Source organism: Stenotrophomonas sp. Steno-C18 (assembly GCF_056393195.1).
In genome coordinates this window covers 255,390-277,603 of the sequence record NZ_JBWJOX010000003.1, presented here as the reverse complement: position 1 = coordinate 277,603, position 22,214 = coordinate 255,390, and the positions used below count along the sequence as shown (strand labels likewise).

25 protein-coding genes are annotated in these 22,214 nt (G+C 67.7%); 15 read left to right on the top strand and 10 right to left on the bottom strand.

The features are described from left to right. The first annotated feature begins 146 nt into the window (after nt 1-146). Both AC06FE_RS08515 and AC06FE_RS08510 read left to right on the top strand, forming a co-directional pair. The gene (locus tag AC06FE_RS08515; protein ID WP_132865611.1) at nt 147-1,028 is read left to right on the top strand and encodes a LysR substrate-binding domain-containing protein; all 882 of its coding nucleotides are present in this window, start codon (nt 147-149) and stop codon (nt 1,026-1,028) included. Between the two features lie 149 nt (nt 1,029-1,177). After that, on the top strand, nt 1,178-1,564 hold the full coding sequence (locus AC06FE_RS08510; RefSeq protein ID WP_478072887.1) for an H-NS histone family protein: 387 nt from the start codon (nt 1,178-1,180) through the stop codon (nt 1,562-1,564). 178 nt (nt 1,565-1,742) lie between these two features. Here AC06FE_RS08510 and AC06FE_RS08505 read toward each other — a convergent pair whose 3' ends face one another. Then, nucleotides 1,743-3,425 (bottom strand): tetratricopeptide repeat protein, encoded by a 1,683-nt coding sequence (locus AC06FE_RS08505; protein WP_478072788.1) that lies wholly within the window; start codon nt 3,423-3,425, stop codon nt 1,743-1,745. Between the two features lie 239 nt (nt 3,426-3,664). On the opposite strand from AC06FE_RS08505, the gene bla reads away from it, so the two are divergent. Together bla and AC06FE_RS08495 are read left to right on the top strand one after the other, a co-directional pair. Beyond that, a complete protein-coding gene (bla, locus tag AC06FE_RS08500) occupies nt 3,665-4,525 on the top strand; it encodes a subclass B3 metallo-beta-lactamase (protein ID WP_478072787.1) in 861 nt (286 codons plus the stop codon). A 185-nt stretch (nt 4,526-4,710) separates the two neighbouring features. Next, on the top strand, nt 4,711-6,411 hold the full coding sequence (locus AC06FE_RS08495) for a serine hydrolase domain-containing protein (protein ID WP_478072786.1): 1,701 nt from the start codon (nt 4,711-4,713) through the stop codon (nt 6,409-6,411). A gap of 83 nt (nt 6,412-6,494) precedes the next feature. Here AC06FE_RS08495 and AC06FE_RS08490 read toward each other — a convergent pair whose 3' ends face one another. Beyond that, nucleotides 6,495-7,997, bottom strand: a complete 1,503-nt coding sequence (locus AC06FE_RS08490; RefSeq protein ID WP_478072785.1) for an alpha/beta fold hydrolase — start codon at nt 7,995-7,997, stop codon at nt 6,495-6,497. A gap of 179 nt (nt 7,998-8,176) precedes the next feature. Here AC06FE_RS08490 and AC06FE_RS08485 point away from each other — a divergent pair, with 179 nt between their 5' ends. Beyond that, nucleotides 8,177-9,886 (top strand): histidine kinase, encoded by a 1,710-nt coding sequence (locus AC06FE_RS08485; RefSeq protein WP_478072784.1) that lies wholly within the window; start codon nt 8,177-8,179, stop codon nt 9,884-9,886. After that, the gene (locus AC06FE_RS08480) at nt 9,874-10,575 is read left to right on the top strand and encodes a LytR/AlgR family response regulator transcription factor (protein ID WP_478072783.1); all 702 of its coding nucleotides are present in this window, start codon (nt 9,874-9,876) and stop codon (nt 10,573-10,575) included. The genes AC06FE_RS08485 and AC06FE_RS08480 overlap by 13 nt, the downstream gene beginning before the upstream one ends. Nucleotides 10,576-10,608: 33 nt before the next feature. Here the strand turns inward: AC06FE_RS08480 and AC06FE_RS08475 are convergent, their stop codons facing one another. Continuing rightward, on the bottom strand, nt 10,609-10,971 hold the full coding sequence (locus AC06FE_RS08475) for a VOC family protein (RefSeq protein ID WP_132865603.1): 363 nt from the start codon (nt 10,969-10,971) through the stop codon (nt 10,609-10,611). Between the two features lie 18 nt (nt 10,972-10,989). Next, nucleotides 10,990-11,484, bottom strand: a complete 495-nt coding sequence (locus AC06FE_RS08470) for an SRPBCC domain-containing protein (RefSeq protein ID WP_478072782.1) — start codon at nt 11,482-11,484, stop codon at nt 10,990-10,992. Between the two features lie 48 nt (nt 11,485-11,532). Here AC06FE_RS08470 and AC06FE_RS08465 point away from each other — a divergent pair, with 48 nt between their 5' ends. Then, on the top strand, nt 11,533-11,856 hold the full coding sequence (locus tag AC06FE_RS08465) for an ArsR/SmtB family transcription factor (RefSeq protein WP_478072781.1): 324 nt from the start codon (nt 11,533-11,535) through the stop codon (nt 11,854-11,856). Nucleotides 11,857-11,861: 5 nt separating this feature from the next. Here the strand turns inward: AC06FE_RS08465 and AC06FE_RS08460 are convergent, their stop codons facing one another. Next, the gene (locus tag AC06FE_RS08460; protein WP_478072780.1) at nt 11,862-12,836 is read right to left on the bottom strand and encodes a GlxA family transcriptional regulator; all 975 of its coding nucleotides are present in this window, start codon (nt 12,834-12,836) and stop codon (nt 11,862-11,864) included. Nucleotides 12,837-12,937: 101 nt separating this feature from the next. Here AC06FE_RS08460 and AC06FE_RS08455 point away from each other — a divergent pair, with 101 nt between their 5' ends. Continuing rightward, nucleotides 12,938-13,486, top strand: coding sequence for a cysteine hydrolase family protein (locus tag AC06FE_RS08455; RefSeq protein WP_478072779.1), 549 nt, complete (start codon nt 12,938-12,940; stop codon nt 13,484-13,486). 124 nt (nt 13,487-13,610) lie between these two features. Then, the gene (locus AC06FE_RS08450) at nt 13,611-14,720 is read left to right on the top strand and encodes a serine hydrolase domain-containing protein (protein ID WP_478072778.1); all 1,110 of its coding nucleotides are present in this window, start codon (nt 13,611-13,613) and stop codon (nt 14,718-14,720) included. On the opposite strand, the gene AC06FE_RS08445 is transcribed toward AC06FE_RS08450, so the two are convergent. After that, nucleotides 14,704-16,272 (bottom strand): winged helix-turn-helix domain-containing protein, encoded by a 1,569-nt coding sequence (locus tag AC06FE_RS08445; protein WP_478072777.1) that lies wholly within the window; start codon nt 16,270-16,272, stop codon nt 14,704-14,706. The genes AC06FE_RS08450 and AC06FE_RS08445 overlap by 17 nt on opposite strands. A 253-nt stretch (nt 16,273-16,525) precedes the next feature. Here AC06FE_RS08445 and AC06FE_RS08440 point away from each other — a divergent pair, with 253 nt between their 5' ends. Further along, nucleotides 16,526-16,813, top strand: a complete 288-nt coding sequence (locus tag AC06FE_RS08440) for a putative quinol monooxygenase (RefSeq protein ID WP_478072776.1) — start codon at nt 16,526-16,528, stop codon at nt 16,811-16,813. A gap of 94 nt (nt 16,814-16,907) precedes the next feature. Here the strand turns inward: AC06FE_RS08440 and AC06FE_RS08435 are convergent, their stop codons facing one another. From AC06FE_RS08435 to AC06FE_RS08420, 4 genes are all read right to left on the bottom strand, one after another. Then, complete coding sequence (locus AC06FE_RS08435) at nt 16,908-17,267, bottom strand: hypothetical protein (RefSeq protein WP_478072775.1); 360 nt, start codon at nt 17,265-17,267, stop codon at nt 16,908-16,910. Nucleotides 17,268-17,384: 117 nt separating this feature from the next. Next, the gene (locus AC06FE_RS08430) at nt 17,385-17,654 is read right to left on the bottom strand and encodes a hypothetical protein (protein ID WP_192287953.1); all 270 of its coding nucleotides are present in this window, start codon (nt 17,652-17,654) and stop codon (nt 17,385-17,387) included. 10 nt (nt 17,655-17,664) lie between these two features. Then, nucleotides 17,665-17,988, bottom strand: a complete 324-nt coding sequence (locus tag AC06FE_RS08425; protein WP_132865593.1) for a YkgJ family cysteine cluster protein — start codon at nt 17,986-17,988, stop codon at nt 17,665-17,667. Then, complete coding sequence (locus AC06FE_RS08420) at nt 17,985-18,656, bottom strand: class I SAM-dependent methyltransferase (protein ID WP_313252597.1); 672 nt, start codon at nt 18,654-18,656, stop codon at nt 17,985-17,987. Before AC06FE_RS08420 ends, AC06FE_RS08425 begins: the two co-directional genes overlap by 4 nt. 484 nt (nt 18,657-19,140) lie before the next feature. On the opposite strand from AC06FE_RS08420, the gene AC06FE_RS08415 reads away from it, so the two are divergent. From AC06FE_RS08415 to fghA, 5 genes are all read left to right on the top strand, one after another. Next, a complete protein-coding gene (locus AC06FE_RS08415; RefSeq protein ID WP_478072774.1) occupies nt 19,141-19,356 on the top strand; it encodes a DUF4287 domain-containing protein in 216 nt (71 codons plus the stop codon). A gap of 135 nt (nt 19,357-19,491) precedes the next feature. Then, nucleotides 19,492-19,767, top strand: a complete 276-nt coding sequence (locus tag AC06FE_RS08410) for a metal/formaldehyde-sensitive transcriptional repressor (RefSeq protein WP_192287621.1) — start codon at nt 19,492-19,494, stop codon at nt 19,765-19,767. Between the two features lie 60 nt (nt 19,768-19,827). Then, nucleotides 19,828-20,937: an S-(hydroxymethyl)glutathione dehydrogenase/class III alcohol dehydrogenase gene (locus tag AC06FE_RS08405; protein WP_313252172.1), complete on the top strand. Its 1,110-nt coding sequence runs from the start codon at nt 19,828-19,830 to the stop codon at nt 20,935-20,937. A 10-nt stretch (nt 20,938-20,947) separates the two neighbouring features. After that, on the top strand, nt 20,948-21,277 hold the full coding sequence (locus AC06FE_RS08400; RefSeq protein ID WP_478072773.1) for a hypothetical protein: 330 nt from the start codon (nt 20,948-20,950) through the stop codon (nt 21,275-21,277). A 1-nt stretch (nt 21,278) separates the two neighbouring features. Next, nucleotides 21,279-22,115, top strand: coding sequence for an S-formylglutathione hydrolase (gene fghA, locus AC06FE_RS08395; RefSeq protein WP_192287618.1), 837 nt, complete (start codon nt 21,279-21,281; stop codon nt 22,113-22,115). Nucleotides 22,116-22,214 lie beyond the last annotated feature (99 nt).

Genomic DNA, 22,214 nt, shown 5'->3' with positions numbered 1-22,214 from the left:
GGTGACCCAATGCCGGGTAGCCATGATGTCGTCTCCAGATGCGTGACGCGGGCGCGCCGCTTGCCGTTCCAGGCCGCCGGCGCAGTTGCCCGGGGCTGGCGCCGATGCTACAAGTCGGCCGTTCCATCCAGAAATGAAATATGGCGATGGGTGATATTCAGAAATCAAATAGGTCGATCTTCGACCTCGACCTGCTGCGTGCATTGGTGACGGTGGCCGACTGCGGCAGCTTCACGGCCGCGGCCACGCGCCTGCACTCGACCCAGTCCACCATCAGCCAGAAGGTGCGGCGGCTGGAGGAACTGGCCGGGCAGCGCCTGCTCGACCGTGGCGTGCGCGATGCGCGCCCCACCGACATCGGCGAGACGGTGCTCGGCTATGCGCGCCGGATGCTGGCCTTGAACGAGGAACTGGCCGCCGCGTTGTCCGGCGAAGGGGCGGGCACCACCATCCGCATCGGCGTGCCCGAGGACTTCGCCGCCGGCCGCACCACCCGGCTGCTGGCCGACTTCAGCCGTGACCACCCGCGCGTGAAGCTGGAGGTCAGCAGCGGGCTGAGCCGCGGCCTGGCCGAAAGCTACGACCGTGGCGAACTGGACCTGGTGCTGGTCAAGCAGCGCCGTGGCAGCCGCGAGGGCCTGGCCTGCTGGCCCGAGCCGATGTGCTGGATCGACGCCGCCGCCGCGCCCACCTTCGCGCAGGATCCGGTGCCGCTGGTGGCCTTCCCCCCGCGTGGGCTGTACCGCGAGGACATGATCGATGCCGTCGAGGCGCTGGGCCGGCGCTGGCGGATCAGCTTCACCAGCTCCAGCCTGGGCGGGATCCAGGCCGCGGTCGCCGACGGCCTGGGCATCAGCCTGCTGCCGGCACGCGCGGTGACCGCCGCGCACGTGGTGCTGGGTCCGGCGAGCGGACTGCCGGTGGTGGACAGCATCGAGCGGGTGCTGCTGCAGCGCCCCTCGGCCGAGCCGGAGGTCAAGACGCTGGCGGCGATGCTGGTGCGGATGCTCGGCGAGGAGCCGGCCTGATCGCGGGTGCCGGTGCTGGCGGGGTATCCGCCGCCGCATGTCCGGACGAAGGCGGCGACGCGCTAAACTGCCTGCAACCGGGTGTCCATGCCCCCGGCCTGTTTTTCATGGGATCCCTACCAATGACGATAGACCTGACTTCCTTGAGCGTGCGGGAGTTGAACCAACTGATCCGCACCGCGGAACAGACGCGCAAGGCGCTTGTCAGCCGCCCACCTGCCGAGAAGGTGAAGAAGCAGCTGACCGCGCTGGCCAGGAAGGCCGGTTACACGATCGAGGAAGTGTTCGGAGAAGGCATGGACGGAGGCGCAGCACCGCGTACGCGCCGCCGCAAGCTGCCCAAGGTGGCCATCAAGTACCGTGACCCGGAGAACCGCCGCTACACCTGGACCGGTCGCGGCAAGATGCCGCGCTGGCTCGCCTCCAAGGTTCGCTTCGGCCAGGACCCGGTCGATTTCCTCGTCCCCGGCGTGGCCAAGCTCACGCCCAAGGCGGCCCCGGCCAACCCGAAGCGCAAGTTGTTCAAGCAGGGCTGATGGCTCGTGCCCCTTGCGCACATATGCGGCAAGGGCATGTCAATGACGACGAACAGAGGGCAGGGCACACCGCGCAGGCATCTCGACGCCGGCGCCGGTCCGCGTCGTGATGGCGCGCGATGAAGTGCACCTCGGACGAAGTGCGGCTACGTCCGTATCGTGACATGGCAGCAGGCACTCAATACCGCGCCGCGGTCAGCGGCGCATCGGCCCATTGCCAGGCGTCACGTTGCTGGCGCGAGGTCTCGCGTGCGGCGTCGGCCTGGCCCATCGCCTGTTGTGCCTGCGCCAGGCCGAACAGCGACCAGCCGTTGGCGGGATAGGTCTTCAGGTCCTGCTGGAAGACATCGGCGGCGGCCTTGGCATCGCCCGCTTCCAGCAGGGCGGCGCCCAGGTAGGGACGGATCGGCAGCGGCCAATCGGCGGGCTCGTTGTAGGCCAGTGCGTCCTCGGCGGTGGCGGCCTCACGTAGTGCGGCAATGGCGTCGGCGGGCTTGCCCTGTGCGCGCAGCAGTTCGCCGCGCAGCAGGGCGTCGGCAATGCGCAACACGGCATCGGCGTGGTTGATGTCGAAGAAACTCACCTGCGCCATCGCCGGATCCAGCGTGATCGCGTGCAATGCCTCGGCTTCGCGCGCGGCATCGGCCAGGGCCCCCTTGCGCAGCTGCGCCATGCCGCGCGCGAAATGGCCGATCGCCGAGGGATACGGCAATGCCGGTGCCTGCGCGGTGTCGGCGAGGATGGCGTCCCAGTCACCGAAGCGCACCTGGGTGAGCAACGGCGTGATCACGAACTGCTGCATGAACTGCATCGGTGCCTCACCCATCGCGGCTTGGTCGGCACGTCGCGCGGTCTGGCTGGCCGCTTCCATCGCCAGCGTGCGCGAGCCGGTGAGGCCGCTGGTCATCGTCGCGAAGTGCCAGTTGTGTGGCACGTAGCCGAGCGGATAGACGCCATTGCTGCCGCGACAGACCGCGAGGAAGTCCTTGTCCGCGGTGCTCGCTGCCAGATTGGTCAGGGTGGCATCGTGGTAGCGGCCCAGGCGGATGTAGATGTGCGCCGGCATGTGCACCAGATGGCCGGAACCGGGGGCGAGCGCGGCAAGGGCGTCGGCGTGGCGCTCGGCGCGGCGTGGGTCGGGGGAGGCTTCGACTGCATGGATGTAGTAGTGCATGGCGCCGATATGGCGCGGATTGCGGGCCAGCACGCGCTCCAATTCGCCGACGAGGCGTGCGGTGAATTCGGCGGGCGTGCCGTCCGCGCTCCAGTAGGCCCAGGGCGAGATATCCATCAGGGCTTCGGCGTACAGCGTCGCGGCATCGTCATCGGCGGGAAACGCCTGGACCACGCGCGCCATTGCATCGGCATAGGCCCGGTCCAGCGGCTTGCGGTCTTCCGGTGCGGGCGCGGTATAGCGGGCCTGCAGCGCCTGGATCAGCGCACGGTCGGCGGGGCGCGCATTGCCGGCCAGTGCGGCGGCCTTGGCCGCGAGCGTCGCGGCGTCACCGGCCAGCGACGGATCCATCGGCAGGTTGATGTTCGGCCCGAGCACCAGTGCCTGGCCCCACACGCACATCGCGCACTGCGGGTCCAGCCGCGCCGCTTCGGCGAAGGAGCGGGCCGCGGCCTCGTGGTTGAAGCCGTAGGCCAGGCGCAGGCCCTGGTCGAAATAGCGCTGGGCAGCGGGCACGCGGGTGCCAACGTCGCGATGCAGGTCCCCGAACGTTTCGAACAGTGGCACGGCCGTGCCGGGCGGTGCCGCCGCGGTCCCGGCCGGTTGCGATGTGCCGCGGTCGCAGCTGGCCGACAACAGCGTGGCAAGCGCGGCGAGGGACAGCAGGAGCGGGGTTCGACGGGTCATCGGGGTCACTCCATGACAGGCACGGCGGACGATACTGCCGGCGAATGCGGGATGTGATAGCGCCGCGTTAAGCACGCGCCAAATGTTGATTCCGGCACATCGGCGCCTGTCCGGTGCCGCGCGCCACCGCGCCCGGCGTGGCATGAGAAAACCTGATGGCTGGGCCGAAATCTGCTCGATTGTGGGCGATGCCGGTGCGGCGCATCGTTCGGTTCCATCCACAAAACGAAGGCGGACGCATGAAGATTGGCAACGGGTTTGGCATCCTCGCCACCGCACTGGCCGCGGCCAGCATCTGGCCGGCGCTGGCGGCCGATCCGGCGGAATGGTCGGCACCGGTCGCGCCCTTCCAGGTCGCAGGCAACGTGCACTACGTCGGTACCGAAGGATTGTCCGCGTACCTCATCACCACGGAGGCGGGGGCGATCCTGCTGGATGCCACCCTACCGGAGAACGCGGCGCTGATCGAACGCAACATCGAGAGCCTGGGCGTACGCCTGGCCGAGGTGAAGCTGCTGATCAGCGACCACGCCCATGCCGACCATGTCGGTGCGATGGCGCGGATCAAGCGCGACACCGGCGCGCGCATGATCGCCAGCGAGGGTGACCGCTGGGCCCTGGAAAACGGACGCAACCAGGGCGACAACAACTACGGCATCCAGCCATTCGAGCCGATCCGGGTCGACCAGGTGGTCAGCGACGGCGAACGGGTGCGCCTGGGCGATGTCGAACTGACCGCGCACCTGACGCCGGGGCATACGCGTGGCTGCACCAGCTGGAGCATGACGGTGAACGACCGGGGCACGCCGCGCGAGGTGCTGTTCCTGTGCAGCATCACCGTGGCCGGCAATACCCTGGTCGGCAATCGTGCCTATCCCCGCATCGTCGAGGACTACCGCGCCACTTTCGCCAAGCTGGCGGTGATGCGCGCCGACATCGTGCTGACCAGCCACCCGTCGGTGGCCGAGGTACTGGAGCGGGAGCAGCAGCGTGCGCGCGGGGACGATGATGCATTCATCGATCCGGCGTTGCTGCCGCGGCTGGTGCGGCAGTTCAGCCAGGAATTCGAGCAGACGCTGGCCAAGGCCAGTCAGCCCTGAGAATGCTCCGGGGCCGGTGAGGGTGCCGGCATGGCGCAGCCTCGCTGCAGGCGATGATCGGAGACATCGAGCTGGTGTGGTTGGGCGACAGCAATCGGGGGAGTTTCCGCTTCTGTGTCCAACGACACATGTCCGCGCGCTGCTGGAGTGCAAGCATCGCCCCTTTGCAGAGGGCAGGTGCATCCATGGCTTACACGCTCAATCGCCGCTCCTTCCTGGCCAGCACGGCCGCGCTGCCGGCCGTGGGCCTGGTTCCTGCCAGTGCCGCCTTCGCCGCCGCGGCACCTGCCGGCACGGCTTCACTCATCGATGGAGAGCGCAGCGCCATCGTGTCCGCCATGGCCGGCAGCAGGATCGGCGCGACCGCGGTCTGCCTTGTGCAGGATGGGACGCCGCAGTGGGTGGAAGGGTTTGGCCACACCACCGACGTGGACGGGCAGGCGGTCGATGCCCGCACGCTTTTCAGCATCCAGTCCACCTCCAAGCATTTCGCCGCCGTCGCGGTGCTGCTGGCGGTGCAGGATGGCCTGCTCGATCTGGATGCGCCCATCACCCGCTACCTGCCGACGTTCACGGTGAACAGCCGCTTCGAGCGCGCGCCGCAGGAGCGGATCACCCTGCGCCTGTTGTTGGCCAACCGCGCCGGCTTCACCCATGAAGCACCGGTGGGCAACAACTATGAGGCCGCTTCTCCCGATTTCGAGACGCACGTGCGCAGCATCGAGAAGACCTGGCTACGCTTCCCGGTGGGTGAGCGTTACCGCTACTCGAACCTCGGCTTCGACCTGGCCGGGCATATCCTGGAGCGGGCCGTGGGCATGCCGTATGCGCAATGGCTGCAGAGGCGGTTGTTCGCGCCGCTCGGCATGCAGGACAGCACCGCCGACGCGGCGGTCCACCAGGCGCGCGCCAACCGCGCGCGCGGTCTCCAGGAGGGCCATGCGGAAGTGCCTTCGGTGACGCCGCTGCTCGTGTCCGGCGGGGTGTGGACCAGTGCCCGCGACATGGCGACCTACCTGGCGTTCATGCTTTCCGGCGGACGCCACGCGGGCCGCCAGCTGCTGGCGCCGGCGTCATGGAACCAGATGCACGGCTTCGGGCTGGGCGGTGACTACGGGCTGGGCGTGATGCGTACCGAGCGACGCTACGGCCAGAGCCCGGTGCGCCTGCTGCACCATCGAGGCGGAGGTTTTGGCTTCGGTTGCGTGTTCACCTACTGCGAGGAAGCGGGTGTGGGCTTCGCAGCCATGTTCAATCGCGCCACCTCGGCCGGCTATCGCTTTGGTGACGCGCTGATCGATCAACTGCTGGCGGCCCGCTTCGGGCCACGTGCACCGCGGTTGCCAGCCTCGGCGCTGGCCACGATCCAGCCGACCCCGGCGCGGGTGCGTACCTTCGCTGGCCATTGGATCGGCCGCAACGTGCGCGCGCAGATCCGCAGCGATGACGAGGGACGCCTGCACCTGCATCGAACGGAGGGCGAGCCCGGTGTCGCGCTCGGCGTGATGGATGTCGATGCGGTGTTCACGGTGGATGCGGAGGGTGAGGTGGTCAGCTATCGCTACCACGCTGCCACCGGCGACCAGCCAGCGCATCTTGAATGTGCATCGGGCGAGGAGAGCCTTGACCACAATGACGGCCCGGACCTGCCACGCGGTCCGGACACGCCGCAGTGGGATCGTTGGCTGGGCCGCTACCGCATCGACCAATGGGGCCGCTCCTCGATGGTGGTTGAGGTGGAGCGGCGCTCGGGGTGGTTGTACCTGGATGGAACACGGCTGGTCGTTGAAACCGAGCCCGGCCTGTTCTTTACCAGCGACGGCGAGGCGGTGGACTTCCGCGGGCCGGTGCCCACCTGGCGCAATCTTCGCCTGCAGCGCGTGTGAGCGCGGTGCGGGGCATGGGCTGATCGGGGCGCGCTGCGGAAGCGTGCAATGCCGATCGGCGACCGGCATTGCACGGAGCGCTACTACAGCTCGCTTTTGCGCGTGATGAACACGGGCAATGGCACGTCCAGTGCGTCCGCGCTGACCGTCCGGCCGGCGAGGAAGTCCGCGATCCGGTCGGCGATGGCGGCGTTGCCCAGCCAGAGTTCGTTGTCATGGCTGGCGCCGCGTACGCGCAGGTGCTGGCCCTTGCTGAAGCCGGGCAGCAAGGCCTGGGCATTGGCCGGCGGGGTCCGGCCATCGAGCGTGCCGCTGATGAACAACGTCGGGATATCGCTGCGCAGCGGCGCACGGAATGCTTCACCCAGGTCGGCCAACCCCAGGCCGTCCGCCAGTTCCGGAAGCGGGAAGTTCAACGCGTCGCCAAACAGGCTTTCGCGTGCCTGCGCCTGGACCAGTGCGCGCCGTTGCGGGCTCTGTCCGGAAGCAACGTCCATCGCCAACGGCATGGCGCGGAAGCTGCCCATGTCCTCGCGCATCATCAGCACGAACCCGGCCAGCAACGTGTAGTCACCTGCTTCGGCTTCGCGCAGCAGCAGTGGCAGCATCCGCTGCGTCGAGCGCCGGCCAAGCGCGTTTGCGATGGCGATCTGCGCATCGAACTCGCCGATGGTGACGGTTCTGCCGCCATGCAACGTACTGCTTGCCTGCACGGGGTGCTGGCGCAAGCTTGCCAGCACGCGTCGGGCGGCGCCTTGCAGGTCGTCGAAGCCGTCCTTGCGCGCGACCGTGGACAGGTCTGCCAGCAGCGTGTCCGCCGCCAGCGGCAGCTTGATCGTATCGTCCGGGCCCTCGGTTCCCATCAGCACCACCCGCTCAAGCTGCGGGCCGTGGCGGCGAACCGTGGTCAGGGCCAGGTGCGTGCCGTAGCTCATGCCCCATAGGCTGATGCGCGGCAGCCCCATGGCGCGCCGGAGGTCGTCGATGTCGTCGGCACTTTCGGCGGTGGTGTACGCGCCGAGATCGACGCCGGCATTGCGCCATTCGTTGATGCATTCGGTGGCTGCACTGCGCAGCGCGGCCAATGCGGCCTCACGCTGCAATGGCTCGGCGTCGGCGAAGCGATGTGCGTGCGAGCATTCCGGGGGCATTTCCGAGAAGTCCGTGCCGCGCTGGTCGAGCAGCAGGACATCGGTCTGGCGACGGACGCGATCGAACACCGGCCAGCGCGGCCCAAGCGCCGTCCCGAAACCCGATCCACCCGGGCCGCCGGCCAGGTAGACCACCGGTGCGGCGCGGCCATCGCCGCCGGTGGCGGGCAAGCGCACCACCCGCAGGCGGATGCGTGGCCCGTCGGGCTCGCTGTGTCGGCGCGGCACCTCCAGGAAGGCCTCCTCGGTGGCAATCGTGCCGTGGCTCTTGGTGACCATGGCATAGGGGGAGAACACCAGCGGCGTCGGGGCATTGCCGGCTGCTGCCGGTGCCGCTGCAGTTGCGGCCAGGGCCAGGCACAGGGTGGCCAGTACGCCGGCCCGATGCGGGGATGGGCGACGGTCGAGGGGAACGGTGCGCAGTGTGCGGGACATGGCGGACTCCGGTTGTGGGCAAGCGTGGGTGTGGAACTGGCCCTGACGACGGCGGAAGTGGTACCGGGTGCAGGGGGCGTGACCACCATCGCCCCGTACGCGTCGATCCGGCCGCGCCGGTCCGCCCAACGTCTCCAGCTGGCCGTCCAATGTCTCCGCCCAGCCGATACGATGGGCGCATGCAGATCTTCCGGACCCTGGCCGTACTCGCGGTACTGACCGCCGCCGTTGCGGCGTGGATGGCCGTTGCTACGCCGGACATGGCCAAGGTGCAGGTGTTGGACGGTGAGATGGCGCCGGCGGTGCTGCCGGCGTCCGGGGCATTGCCGCGGCACCCGCCAGCCACGGCGGACTGGCGCCCACTGGACCAGGGCGTCCTGGCCGGTTGGCGGGGGCCGTACTGGCTGCGCTGGCACTCGGGGACGCCGGGGGAACAGCACGGGGCCAGCCGTGCACTTCGCCTGTCGCTGCGCGGTGCCAGCCAGCTGTACTGGAACGGGCAGCCCTTGCCGGGCAACGGCGTCGTGGGCCGTACCGCCGAAGCAGAGCACCCCGGCCGCGTCGACATCGTCCGGATACTGCCTGCATCTCCTGACGCGGGCGTGGACGAATTGTTGGTACTTGCCTCCAGCCACCATCAGGGCATCGCGCTGCGCAGCGCCGATGCGGTTGCCGTGGTGGCACCGCCGGAGCTGCTGTTTGGCCATCTGCTCCGGCCCTGGTTGATCGCGGCGTTCGCCATGGGGGCACTGGCGGCGGCATGCCTGTACTTCCTGGCGGTGCAGCGTGGGCGTCCGCGCACGGCGGACACGCGCCTGCTGCTGGTGCTGTGCGCGGTCGGCCTGGTGTTGCCGATTGTGGAGGCGTGGCGGTCGCTGCTGGGCTATGCCTATCCGTGGCATGGCCCACGCCTGCTCGCCCTGCTGTGCCTGCACGTGGCCGCGGCGGCGTTGTTGCCGGCCTACCTGGCCCAGCGCTTCCGTGTTGCCGTGCCAGCCGGTGCCTGTGCCGTGTACCTGGCGGGCCTGGTGGCAGCGGCGATCTTCATGCCCAGCTTCGACGCCCGCTCCACCGTGGTGCTGCTGCTGAGCCTGTTGGCCTCGGCGGGGGTTTTGCTGCGCGCCCGTGAAGCGCGGGAGGAGCGCTGGCCGATCCTGGCCCTGCTGCTGGCCGGTGCGATGGCCCTGGCGATCGAACGCGGTGCGTTCCTTGATGGGCCGTACTTCCTGTTGTTGTCGGTGCTGATGGTCTTCCTGCTGCTGCGGCACGCCGCGCAACTGCGTGCGCTGGACCGCAACAACGCGCGACTGCGCGAGGAGCGCGCGCAGCTGTCGCTGCAACTGCTGCAACGGGGCATCCAGCCGCATTGGCTCATGAACACGCTGACCTGCCTGCAGGAACTGATCGAACGCGAGCCGCCACGCGCCAGCCGGATGGTTGAATCATTGGCTGACCAGTTCGATCGCCTTCGCGACAGCAGCGCCCGGCCGAGCGTGCCCCTGGCCGATGAGCTGGCGCTGTGCCGCAGTCATCTGGACATCGTTGGCCTGGCGCTGGATCGGCCCATCGCGCTGGAGGTGGAGGCCGCCGACATTGGCGTGTCGTTGCCCCCCGGCGTACTGCACGCCCAGGTCGAGAACGCATTGACCCATGCCGGGGCCGTCGCCTGCGCGCAGCATCCGTTCCGTCTGCGCGTGCATCGGGAGAATGACCGTTGGGTCCTGGAGCTGCGGAGTGTGCGCGGATCATCGCCACATCGCGGCAGGGGAACCGGCACGCGCTACATCGAGGCCAGCCTGGAGGTCGCCTGGCCCGGCCGCTGGCAGTTCACCCAAGGGGCCGATGGCGCCGATTGGCGTGGCCGGATCGAGCTGCCATGCGCATCCTGATCGTCGAGGATGAGCCGCTGGTACGCCAACGCCTTCTGCGCCTGTGCGCGGAGCTGGCCGGTGCCCGCGCACGCTTCGATGTGGTGGAGGACCTGGAGTCCGCGGGCGACAGGCTGGGGCGCAGCGTCTACGACGGCCTGTTGCTGGACCTCAATCTTGGCGGCGAGGACGGCTTTGAACTGCTGCGGAAGGCCGTGTCCGGGCGCTACCACTGCGTGGTGGTCTCGGCGCATCGTGAGCGTGCATTGCAGGCGTTCGAGCATGGCGTGCTGGATTTCGTCCCCAAGCCGTTCTCGCGCGAGCGGTTGGGCCAGGCCCTGCAGCGGTTGCTGGACGTGGGGCGCTACCGCTCCGGTCGCGCCCGCTATCTCGGCATCTGGCGGGCCCAGGGCACGGCCCTGGTCGAACTGGCGGATGTCATGTGGATCCGTGCCGATGGCGACTACAGCGAACTGCACATGTCCGACGGGCGCAGCGAACTGCACGACAAGTCGCTCGCCGGCCTGGGCGCGGTGCTGCCCCCCGATTTCGTGCGTTGCCACCGCTCCTACCTGGTGAACCTGCGCCATGTACGTAGCCTGCATGCCGGCTCGGGCAGTCGCTACTGGCTGGTGCTGAGCGACGGTGCGGCGCTTACCGTTGGCCGTGCCCATGTCGCGGCATTGCGGCAGGAGCTCGGGCTGGATTGAACACGCAGCCTCCTGGCACCGCTGCCACGCCGGTCACCACGCATCCGGCTCGCGGACCATGTGGACGATGCCGGCGGGGTTGGTGATCCAGCCACCCCGGAAGCCTTCCGGCAGGGGTTCGATGGCGTCGCAGCGGACGACGCCGGCCTTGGCCAGATGTGCCGCGGCGTCCTCGAAGCGCTCGGTGAACAGCTCCAGCCACACTTCGGCCTGGCTCATTCCCGGTGCTTCGGCGATCCACAGCCGGGTCGGCCCCAGCGCGAAGCCGATGTCCGGCAGCTTGTCGGTGATGGGGGTCAGGCCGATGACGTCCCGGTAGAACTGCAGCGTTGCCTCGTACTGATGCGGCGGCACCTTGATGGCGATGTCGATGCCGCCCTGGAAGGTCGTATGCATGGCGGATGCTCCGGGGTTCTATTCGTCGTCCACGAGCGGCGCGCGCGCCGGTTCGCCATTGAGTTCGCTGGGGTAGTAGCCCGCGCGCAGGTTGATGCCGTACTCCAGGAATGCCTTCATGCAGCTGAGCATCTGCGACCAGCCTTCGCAGTTGATGTAGGCGCTGCGCTGGCCCTGCACGTCCTCATGCCAACCGGTCTCGGCGATGGTGACCAGGGTGGCGTCGCCATCGAGTGCGGTGAAGTTCATTTCGATGCGGGTCTTGTAGGTGGCGGTGCCATCGGCGGCGCGGGGGCCATCCCAATGCAGGACGATGCGGTTGTCCGGTATCAACTCGGCCACGTCCACCGGCACGTCGCCCCACCACAGCACCGTCGTACCGGCCACCAGCGGTGCGCTGGCGCCGCCCAGGGTGGTGAAGTACGCGCTGAGCGTTTCAGGATTCACGACCGCATCGAACACCGCGCTGACCGGCTTGGCGATGCGTGCGGATACCCGGAATTCAGGCTTCATGGCACTGCTCCTCTTGCACTGGGTGGCTATGTGTTATAAATATATAACATGATGGATGGCGATGCGGAAGACACGGTTTTCAAGGCGCTGGCCCACCCCCGGCGGCGGGCGCTGCTCGACTGCCTGAAGGCGCAGCCACGCACCACCGGCATGCTGTGCGAGGCATTCGACGACATGGACCGCTGCACGGTCATGCAGCACCTGAAGGTGCTGGAAGCGGCCGACCTGGTGATCGTCCAGCGCGAAGGGCGCGAACGCTGGAACCACCTCAATCCGCTGCCCATCAAGCACATCCACGAGCGCTGGATCAGCCAGTACACCACCCATGCGTTGACCCTGCTGGACCGGCTCAAATCCGGATTGGAAGGCTGAGGACCTCAGCCCGCGTTGAACCGCCGCCGGTACTCGCCCGGGGTCAGGCCGACGATGCGGTGGAACACGTTGCGGAACGAGCCCGGGTCGCTGTAGCCGACGTCCCAGGCCACGCGTTCCAGTGGCAGCCGGGTGGACTGCAGCAGGTCGCGTGCATGGGCCACGCGCACGCGCTGCCCGTACTCGGTGGCGGTCATGCCGGTGGCCTTCTGGAAACGGCGCAGGAAGGTGCGCTCCTCCAGCCCGGCGCGGCCCGCAAGCTCGGGCAGGGCCGCCGCCTTGGCATGTGTTTCGTGCAGCCATTGCTGCACTGCCAGCACCGCTGCATCGCCATGCGAGACGCGGGGCGCGAAGCTGCTGTAGTAACGCTGCTGGCGTCCGAGCGGATCAACCAGCAGGGTGCGTGCGGTGTCCAGCATCACCGCCGCGCCGAGGTAGCGCTCCACCAGGCGCAGGCCCAGGTCGATCCAGGCCATCGCCCCGCCGGCGGTCAGGATGTCGCCGTCGTCGATGACCAGTTGGTCGGTGTCCAGCCGCACCGCAGGGAAGCGGCTGGCGAAGCTGTCGTTGAACGCCCAGTTGGTGGTGATGGTGCGGCCATCGATGCGCCCGGTTTCGCCCAGCAGGTAGGCCCCGGCGCAGACCGAGGCGAGCGTGCTGCCGGTGTCATGCAGGCCACGCAGCCAATCGAGGTAGGGCGCGGCCGCCTCGGCGGTGGGTGGTTCCTCCAGGCTCGGCGGCAGGATCAATACGTGCGGTCGCAGGCTGCCCTGCGCGGGGGAAGGTGCATCCGGCGCTGGGCGCTGCCCCGGTACGGCGATATGCCATTGGGTGACATGCAGCTGCGGCGGTCCTGCGGGCGCGTGACGGTGGGCGATCCTGGCGGCCAGGGCGAGCAGGTCGGCCAGTCCGAGTACGGCCGCCAGTTGTGCGCCGGGGTAGCGCAGTATCCCGATCTCGATGTGGCGGTCGTGGTGCATCTGTCGGTGCAGCCCTCAAGAATGTCGGTAATGCCCCTTCGCTGCGTGCGGCCGGCGGCGGAAAATTCTCCCACGTTTTCCATACGTGAACCGGGAGCCCCATGCACAAGCGCGCCGTCATCGTCATTGATCTGCAGAACGAATACCTGCCCACCGGCAAGCTGCCACTCACCGGCATCGAGGCCGCCGTCGCTCATGCGGTGACGGTCATCGCCGAAGCCCGCCGCACCGGCATCCCGGTGCTGCATGTCCGCCACGAATCGGCCAGCAACGAAGCGCCAATCTTCGTGCCGGGCTCGGACGGGGTGGAGATACAGGCCGCCGTCGCCCCGCGGGAAGGCGAGCCGGTGATCACAAAGCACTTCGTCAATGCGTTCCGCGACACCGACCTGAAGCAGCAGCTGGATGCCCGCGGTGTTGGCGAGGTGGTCGTCATCGGTGCGATGAGCCATATGTGCGTGGACGCCTGCGTGCGGGCCGCCGCCGACTTCGGCTACACGGTCACCGTGCTGCACGATGCCTGCGCCACGCTGGACCTGGCGTTCAACGGCGTCACCGCCCCGGCGGCGCAGGTGCATGCGGCGATGATGGCGGCCTTCGCCTTCGGTTATGCGCGCGTGACCTCGACGGACGCCTGGCTCGCTGGCTGATCCCAGTGAGCGCGAATGCGGTGCAACCGTTTGATTGGAAACGACTTCATTAATCTTCATCCGCACATCAGGCATTTCATTCGGGGCCATGGTCGGCTGGGCGCTCCCTACCTGGAGCGCCTCCATGCCCCGCCTGATCCGCCTCGCCCTGCTTGCCGTCCTTGCCTCCTTCGTTCCCTCCCTGGCCGCCTCCGCCGCGGCCTCCACGTCCCCTGACTGGACCGTCGCCGACCCCGCCAGCCAGGGCCTGGATGCCACTCGCCTTGCCGCGCTGGATGCCGCGATCCGTGGCGGCGAGGCGCCCGACACCACCAGCGTGCTGGTCGTCCACCGCGGCAAGCTGGTACACGAGGCCTACTTCAACGGTGCCGACCGCACGACCCTGCACAACACCCGCTCGTTGACCAAGAGCGTGACCGCGATGCTGGTCGGGGCGGCCATCGACCGTGGCTTGATCACCGGGGTCGACGCGAAGGTGCTTGGCTTCTTCCCCGAGCGCACGCCCGCGCACCCGGGCAGGTTCAAGGACGCCACCACCGTCGAGGACCTGCTGAGCATGAGCGCGCAGTGGGAATGTGATGACAACAACGAATACTCGGCCGGGCATGAGGAGCGCATGTATGTCAGCGCCGATTGGACCGGCTTCACCCTGGACCTGCCCGAACGCGGCTACGCGCCGTGGGTGAAGCGACCGGCGGACAGTCCGCACGGCCGTGCGTTCGCCTACTGCACCGCCAATTCGTTCCTGCTCGGCGCCATCGTCGAGCGCGCCAGCGCGATGCCATTGGAGCGCTTCGCGGCAGACGCGCTGGAGCGCCCGCTGGGCATCAGCGGCTCGGTCTGGCAACACGCCTCCGAAGGCGTCGGCATGGGCGGCGGTGGCACCGAGTACCGCAGCCGCGATCTGGCCAGGCTCGGCCAGTTGTTGGCCGACGGTGGTCGCTGGAACGGACGACAGGTGCTGTCGCCGGGCTGGGTGCAGGCGATGATGCAGGTGCGCGCACAGACCCCGTTCGACGCCGATTACGGCTACCAGATGTGGCGCTTCACCATCACCATGGGCACGCAGGAGCTGCATGCGTGGACGATGTCAGGCAATGGTGGCAATGCGGTGTTCGTGGTGCCGGACAAGCAACTGGTGGTCGTGGTCACGCGCACCCGCTACAACCAGCGCGGCATGCACCAGGAAACCCGCAAGCTGCTGCAGGACTACATCCTCAGCGCGTTGCCGTGACGTCCTTCGCGTCGGCCGGCAACCGCCCGGACGCGTTGATGCGTGCCCGCTCGGCGGCGACGGCGGACGTGATCGTTGCCAGCACCGGCGTGAAGCCGGGGTCGCTGCGCAGGCCCGCGAGCAGCGGTGACACGCGCAGGTAGTTGGCATCGCGGTAGCCCGCGGCAACGGCTGCCTGCAGCGCTGCCAATGCAGCGCTGCGGTCACCGGCGAGGTCGGCCAGCAGGGCGGCGTCGATGCCATCGAAGGCATCGCTGCCCTGCAGGCCCTCGCGCAGGGCGTTGGATTGCACCAACAGTTCGGCCGACGTAGGCCGGACGGCGGCACCGGTGATCCAGGCGACCGTCCGCGGCAGGCTGGCGTGCGGCTTCAGTGCCCGTGCCTTGCCTGCTTCCACCTGCGCGCCGTGGGCATCGCCCTGCAGCAGTGCCAGTTCCGCACCGAGCAGGTGCAACCCAGCATGCGCGGTGCCACGCGCCCGTGCTTCGGCCAGTGCCGCACGGGCCTCCTCCATGCGCCCATGTTCGAACAGGAACGTGGGCCAGGCCTGGTTGGAGAACACGTTGTCCGGGTACAGCTGGAAGCTGCGCCGGTAGCGTGCTTCGGCTGCGGCGGCGTACCCGAGCAGGTCGAGGTTTGAGGCCACCTGCAGCTCCCAGAAGCGCACCTGCCCGGGATGCCGCACGGCGAGATTGGCGTCGAGTGCATCGGCCAGGCGACCCTGCCGGGCGTACAGGTAGGCCGCCGAGGCGCGACTGGCATCGGCGTCGGGATCCAGTTGCACGCTGCGCTCGTAGCCGGCGATGGCCGCATCGACCGCGCCGCGGCAGTCATGGGCATAGGCCAGCACCGCATGCGCGGCAGCCAGCCGCGGCTGGCGGGCGATCACCGCTTCGGCCATCGCCTGGGCTTGGTCGGCATCGTCGCGGCTGCCGCTGTACAGGCACAGGCGCGCGGCCAGGGCGCGTGCCGCGCCCAGCGTGGCCAGGGCGTCATCCGGCGCTTCCTGCAGGCGTTGGTGGTACAGCGCAAGCGCGCGTTCGTTGTTGTCACGCTGGCCGATGCCGGCGTAGTAGTCGGCGCGCTGCAGTAGCGGGGAGTGCGCCGGGTTGCCGGCGTCGGGCCATTGCCACCAGGCGATGCCTGCTGCCGCCAACAACACGATGGCACCGGCAATGACCAAGCCGCGTCGCGCGTGCGCGGGGGCCGGCGGTGGTGGCGCGTCGAGCGAAGGTTCGCTGCACAGCTGGTAGCCCTGGCCGCGCACAGAGCGCAGGTAGCGCGGTTGCCGGCCGTCCTCGCCCAGTGCCTGCCGCAGCAGGCGCACGCGCTGGGTCACGGTTTTCTCGTTGACATGCGCAGGTGCCCAGACCTGCGCGATCAGCTCATCGAAGCCCACCACGCGCGTGCCTTGCGTGAGCAGGTAGTGCAGCAGGCGGAAGCTGAGCCCGCTCACGTCCAGCAGCTGCCCGTCCTCGCGCGTCACCCGCTGGCGAGCCACGTCGATACGCAGGTCGTCGAGCCGGTACTGCGGGGGCGGGGCGTCTGGCATCGGGAGCGGTGGGGTATCCGGGAGCGGCAAGAGTATCAGCAGCGTGGTGGCGCTTCGGGCAGGTACATGCAGCTTGCCCGGTCGGCACCGATACCCGGCATCCGCAGGCATCCTGTCGTGGTTGTCGCAGTATCGGATCGCCAACCCCGGAAATCCCGGCGTATTGCACGCGGCACTGGCCTATCATCGGTCGACTTGCACGGGGCACGCGCAGTGGGCCGGTACCCATGTCGATACACAGGATGACAATGCAGTGCTCAAGGTGATTGCCCAGGACTTCATCAAGCCCGAACACATCGCGACGGTCGCACCGCTCTATCGCGAGCTGGTCGAGCGCACCCGCCAGGAGCCACGGTGCATCTCCTACGCGCTGTACGTCGACGAAAAGGATCCGGGGCATTTCGTCTTCATCGAAGAGTGGCCGGACCGTGCAGCGCTGGACGCGCATTGCAGTACGGAGCACTTCCGGCGGCTGGTGCCCTTGATCGACCAATACCAGCGTGCCCCGGGAACCTATCTTCTGATGGACGCGTTCCGGTGATCCCGCCAGGTGCGCCACCCGGGCATGCGTGCTTGCAGGCCGGTGCGCCACATCAGGGGATGGGCGCCCGGTGGTGCCTGCGTGCGGTGGGCGGTTAGTCCTTCTTGCCCCCGAAGTCGATCGGTTTGTCATCTTCGGCACGATTGGACGACCAGACCTGCGCGGAGCGGCACTTGCTTTCCCGGGCGGCGACCTGGGGCGGGAGGTCCTTCACGAAAACCGAGTCATTGCAGGCTTGGTTCATTGCTGAGTCGTCGTAAGTAGCACAGGCCACCGACGCGCTGGAAAGGGCGATTGCAACGATGCAGTTGACGATAGCGGCGTGCTTCATGCGGTGTTGTTCCGGACGGAGAGGGCTGATGCACCAGGTCAGCGCGGTATGACGTGCCAACCATGCATATCCCGCGCATTTGTCGACAGGAATGTGATGGAAGTCATGTTCTACCGGTGACATGGCAGCCCGGATCCGCGGCCCGGCACGCATGCCAGCCCACGGTGCACGCGGCCTGCGCCAGGAACGGATGCGATTCCGGCAGCGGCGTGGACGGGCACACGCGCCCGGCCCAGCTGATTACTTGCGCTTGTGCGACCTGGCGGGCGTGGCGCTGTCACCGGCTGCGGTGGGCGGCGCCTGCGGGTTGGCCGCGGATTTGTCCGGCGAGGTCTTCATCCGGAAGGGCGTATTGCCGAGCACCTCGATCTTTCCACCGGCGCTTCGGAATGCGGCCATGTCTTCGGCGATGCGCTCACGACTCAGGTCGTGCTTCTGCACGTTCGGGCTGAAGAACGGAGTGGTCTTCACTGCGGGGTAGCGGGCCGACTTGCGGGGAGGTGTCGCCATGGAGTGCTCCTCATATAAGTTGCAATGCGATCGTGCGAGCGCCCTGCCGGGCATGTTCGTCGCGCTCGGCGCGACAGTAGGGGCCGCCCATCACGAAGGATCGGCAGGCGGTTGGCCTGCTGGCGTAGATGCGGCACTGCATGTGCAGCCCGTCCAGGGCAACGCACCACCCCTCCTGATCCTTGGCCATGACATGCAGGCCGCCGGGAAGATGCGTGGTCAGGTGGGCGGGCACGTCATCCTTCTCATCCAGAACCACGGTGAGCTGGCAGCACAGCGCATCGCATGTGGCGCAGGTGATCTTGGCGCGCTTCTCGCGCTCGACCCGGTTCATGTCGCCACCGCGGTCATGCCGCGCGAGTAATGAAGCAGCTGTCCGCGGAAAGGCTCGGTATCGGCATCATCCATCGGGCATCTTGTCGACAGGAAGGCGAAGCCCTGCTGTTCCAGCATCCGGCTGAAGCGTGCGCTGTTGCCCCGGCCGGGGTCGGTGATGACCACCTCAGCGCTGGGTTTGGCATGACGCAGGATGACATCGGCCATCAAGTCGGTCTGCGCGCGCTCGTAGAGCACGTCGCTGGCGATGATCAGGTCAAACGTGCCAAGCGCGGGCAGTTCCCTGTCCCAGCGTAGTTGGCGATAGTGCACGGCAGGTAGTGCGTTCAGTGCGGCGTTGTAGGCGAGGAACGGTTCGGCCAACGGATGCATGTCCGAAGCAATCACATCGGCACCTCGCTGCATCAGCACGATGCTGGCCAGGCCAATGCCACAACCCAGCTCGAGTATGCGTTTGCCCTGGATGTCGAAGCGGGACATGGCCTGGGCAAGCACGTGTCCGGATGGCCACAGTTGGCCGAACAGGCTCCATTGCGCCGAGGAAATGCCAAGGCGTTCGCCATGGCCGTCCGGATCGCTGAATTGCTGCTTGTCGCTGAGGATGCGCAGCAGGTAAGACTGGCCACCGACGGTGACCTTCACATTGCGTGTCGTATAGCCGGGCATCGCGCACTCCGCCGAGCGACCGCCCATGCATCTGGGCAGGTAACGCATGAAAGGGAGCGAAGTGGGCAACAATCCAGACAGTTGCGCAAAGCGCGCGTAGCGGGCCATGCCAGCGATTTCATGCTAGCACGTCACGATGGATGCAGGCCGGCAATCCACGGATGGGAAGCTGAATCCGTCAAGGCTGTTTCTGTACATGATGCGACTGATGGGTGTTGGCCATGAAGGATTCCGGCTCGGGCATCATCCGAAGGGGGGGGCGACGTTTGGAGGAGGGCGGGCCTGCGCACTGGATCAGGCAGCAGGTGCACGGGCCCTACGGGCGAGGAGAAGAGCTCCGCGAATGAAACCGACCGCGGGGGCGCATGTATCCATGGAATCGAGTGTCGATTCCGGGCCCTCTCATTCGTCGGGGAAGAAGAAGCACGGTCAGGTCCGCCAAGGGGGTGGATCGCCGGCCTCACCACAACAACGAGGAGCGTTCATGACGACAGATACCAAGGTCAAGGGCCCGGCGTCCTACTTCCCGTCCATCGAGAAGACCTACGGAAAGCCGGTGGCGCACTGGCTCGCGCTGCTGGACACCGTCCAGGACCGGAAGCACATGGAACAGGTGGCCTTCCTCAAGGCCGAGCACAAGCTTGGCCACGGCCATGCCAATGCGCTTGTCGCGCATCACAAGGCCGGGAAACCGGCCTGATCGGGCAGGGGGGCGTCCCGGTAGCGTCAGCCTTGCTGGGCGCGCTTGCCGATGACTGCAGCCAGCCAAGAGGTCATTGGCATTCCCGGGGTCACCTCAATATACTATCCCCCAGTACAGGATAGGGGCCGGCCGGTGCCGCACTCGCCCGAGGAAAAGAAGAAGGTGCTGGCCCGGGTCAAACGCATCCGGGGCCAGTGCGATGCATTGGAGCGCGCGCTGGAGGCCGGGGCGGACTGCAACCCGGTGCTGCAGCAGATCGCCGCCATCCGCGGTGCCGTCAACGGGCTGATGTCCGAGGTGATGGAGGCGCACCTGCGCGAGGAATTCGGCCAGCCCGCGCAGTCCGATGCGCAGCGCGCCACGCGCGTGGCCGAGATGTCCAGCCTGATCCGCTCCTATCTCAAGTAACCCCTTCAAATCAGTGCGCGGTGCGTCGTGCCGCGCTCCATCATTGCGCAGGAGAACCCCATGAAATCACGTGCCGCCGTCGCCTTTGGCCCGGGCCAGCCGCTGCAGATCGTCGAGATCGACGTCGCCCCGCCCAAGGCGGGCGAAGTGCTGGTCAAGATCACCCATACCGGCGTCTGCCACACCGATGCCTTCACCCTGTCCGGCGATGATCCGGAAGGCCTGTTCCCGTGCGTGCTCGGCCATGAAGGCGCCGGCATCGTGGTCGAGGTGGGCGAGGGCGTGACCTCGGTGAAGCCGGGTGACCACGTCATCCCGCTGTACACCGCCGAGTGCGGCCAGTGCCTGTTCTGCAAGAGCGGCAAGACCAATCTGTGCACCGCCGTGCGCGCGACGCAGGGCAAGGGCGTGATGCCGGACGGCACCAGCCGCTTCTCCTACAACGGCGAGCCGATCTACCACTACATGGGCTGCTCGACCTTCTCCGAGTACACCGTGGTGGCCGAGGTGTCGCTGGCCAAGGTCAACCCGGAAGCCAATCCGGAGCACGTCTGCCTGCTGGGCTGCGGCGTCACCACCGGTATCGGCGCGGTGCACAACACCGCCAAGGTGGCCGAGGGCGACAGCGTGGCCGTGTTCGGCCTCGGCGGCATCGGCCTGGCGGTGATCCAGGGGGCACGCCAGGCCAAGGCCGGGCGCATCATCGCCATCGACACCAACCCGTCCAAGTTCGAGCTGGCCAGGCAGTTCGGTGCCACCGACTGCGTCAACCCGAAGGACCATGACAAGCCGATCCAGCAGGTGATCGTGGAAATGACCGGCTGGGGCGTGGACCACAGCTTCGAGTGCATCGGCAACACCAATGTGATGCGCGCGGCGCTGGAATGCGCGCACCGTGGCTGGGGCCAGAGCGTGATCATCGGCGTGGCCGGCGCAGGCCAGGAAATCTCCACCCGTCCGTTCCAGCTGGTCACCGGCCGCAAGTGGCTGGGCACCGCGTTCGGTGGCGTGAAGGGCCGCAGCCAGTTGCCGGGCATGGTCGAGGACGCGATGAAGGGCGACATCGAACTGGCGCCGTTCGTCACCCACACGATGGAACTGGACAAGATCAACGAAGCCTTCGACCTGATGCACGAAGGCAAGTCGATCCGTTCGGTCATTCATTACTGAGGTGAGCACGATGTTGAACAAAGAAGCATTGGCCGCCGCGCTGGCCGACACGGGTGACAACCAGGACGCGCGTGAGGCGATCGAGCGACTGCAGGCGCAGGACCTGGTGAAGATCGATCAGTCGATCCTGTCGTCGTTGGGTAACACCTGGAAGAATGCGGGCTTCGTCGCCGCAGGTGTGTTGATCGCGGCACCCGACGAGTACGAGGATATCCCGGAGTCGTTCTATGTACTGCGCATCGGCAGCCTGGCCAGCGAATCACGCATCGAGGTGAAGGGCAGCCTGGAGGCGTTGAAGACCTGCGAGATCCGGTTGCCGTCGGCATCGGGAGATAACTGAGATGGCGGCCGAACGCATCGAACACCGCGCCTGCTTCGGTGGCTGGCAGGATGTCTACCGGCACGCATCGGACGTGCTCGGCTGCGAGATGACGGTCGGCGTGTACCTGCCGCCGCAGGCCGAGCACGGCCCGTGCCCGGTGCTGTACTGGCTGAGCGGGCTGACCTGCACCGAGCAGAACTTCATCACCAAGGCCGGCGCGCAACGCTATGCCGCCGAACACGGGGTGATCATCGTCGCCCCGGATACCAGCCCGCGCGGCGAGGCGGTGGCCGATGCCGAGGGCTATGACCTCGGCAAGGGCGCCGGTTTCTACGTCAATGCCACGCGCGAGCCGTGGTCGCGGCACTACCGCATGTACGACTACATCGTCGACGAGCTGCCGGCCTGGGTGGAAGCCAACCTGCCGGCCAATGGCGCGCGTGCGATCAGTGGCCATTCGATGGGCGGGCACGGCGCGTTGACTGTCGCGCTGAAGAACCCGGGGCGCTACCGCAGCGTGTCGGCGTTTTCGCCGATCGTGGCACCGTCGCAGGTGCCGTGGGGGCAGAAGGCATTCACCGCCTACCTCGGCGAAGACGCGATGGCGTGGCAGCAGTACGACGCCACCGCACTGGTGGCCGACGCAGCCGAGCGCCTGCCGTTGCTGGTGGACCAGGGGGACGCGGATGAATTCCTCCAGACCCAGTTGCGTCCGCAGTTGCTGCAGGCGGCATGTGCCGCCGTGGGCCATCCGCTGACCCTGCGCCTGCAACCCGGTTACGACCACAGCTACTACTTCATCGCCAGCTTCATCGGCGAGCACATCGTCCATCACGCCCGCGCGCTGAAGGGCTGAGGGGCGGGGACCCGAGGTTCCTTGCGGTACATGGGTGCCGGCCGTTCGCCGGCACGCCATTCGGGGGTGTGGATCACGCGGTCGTGGCGACGGCCGCGC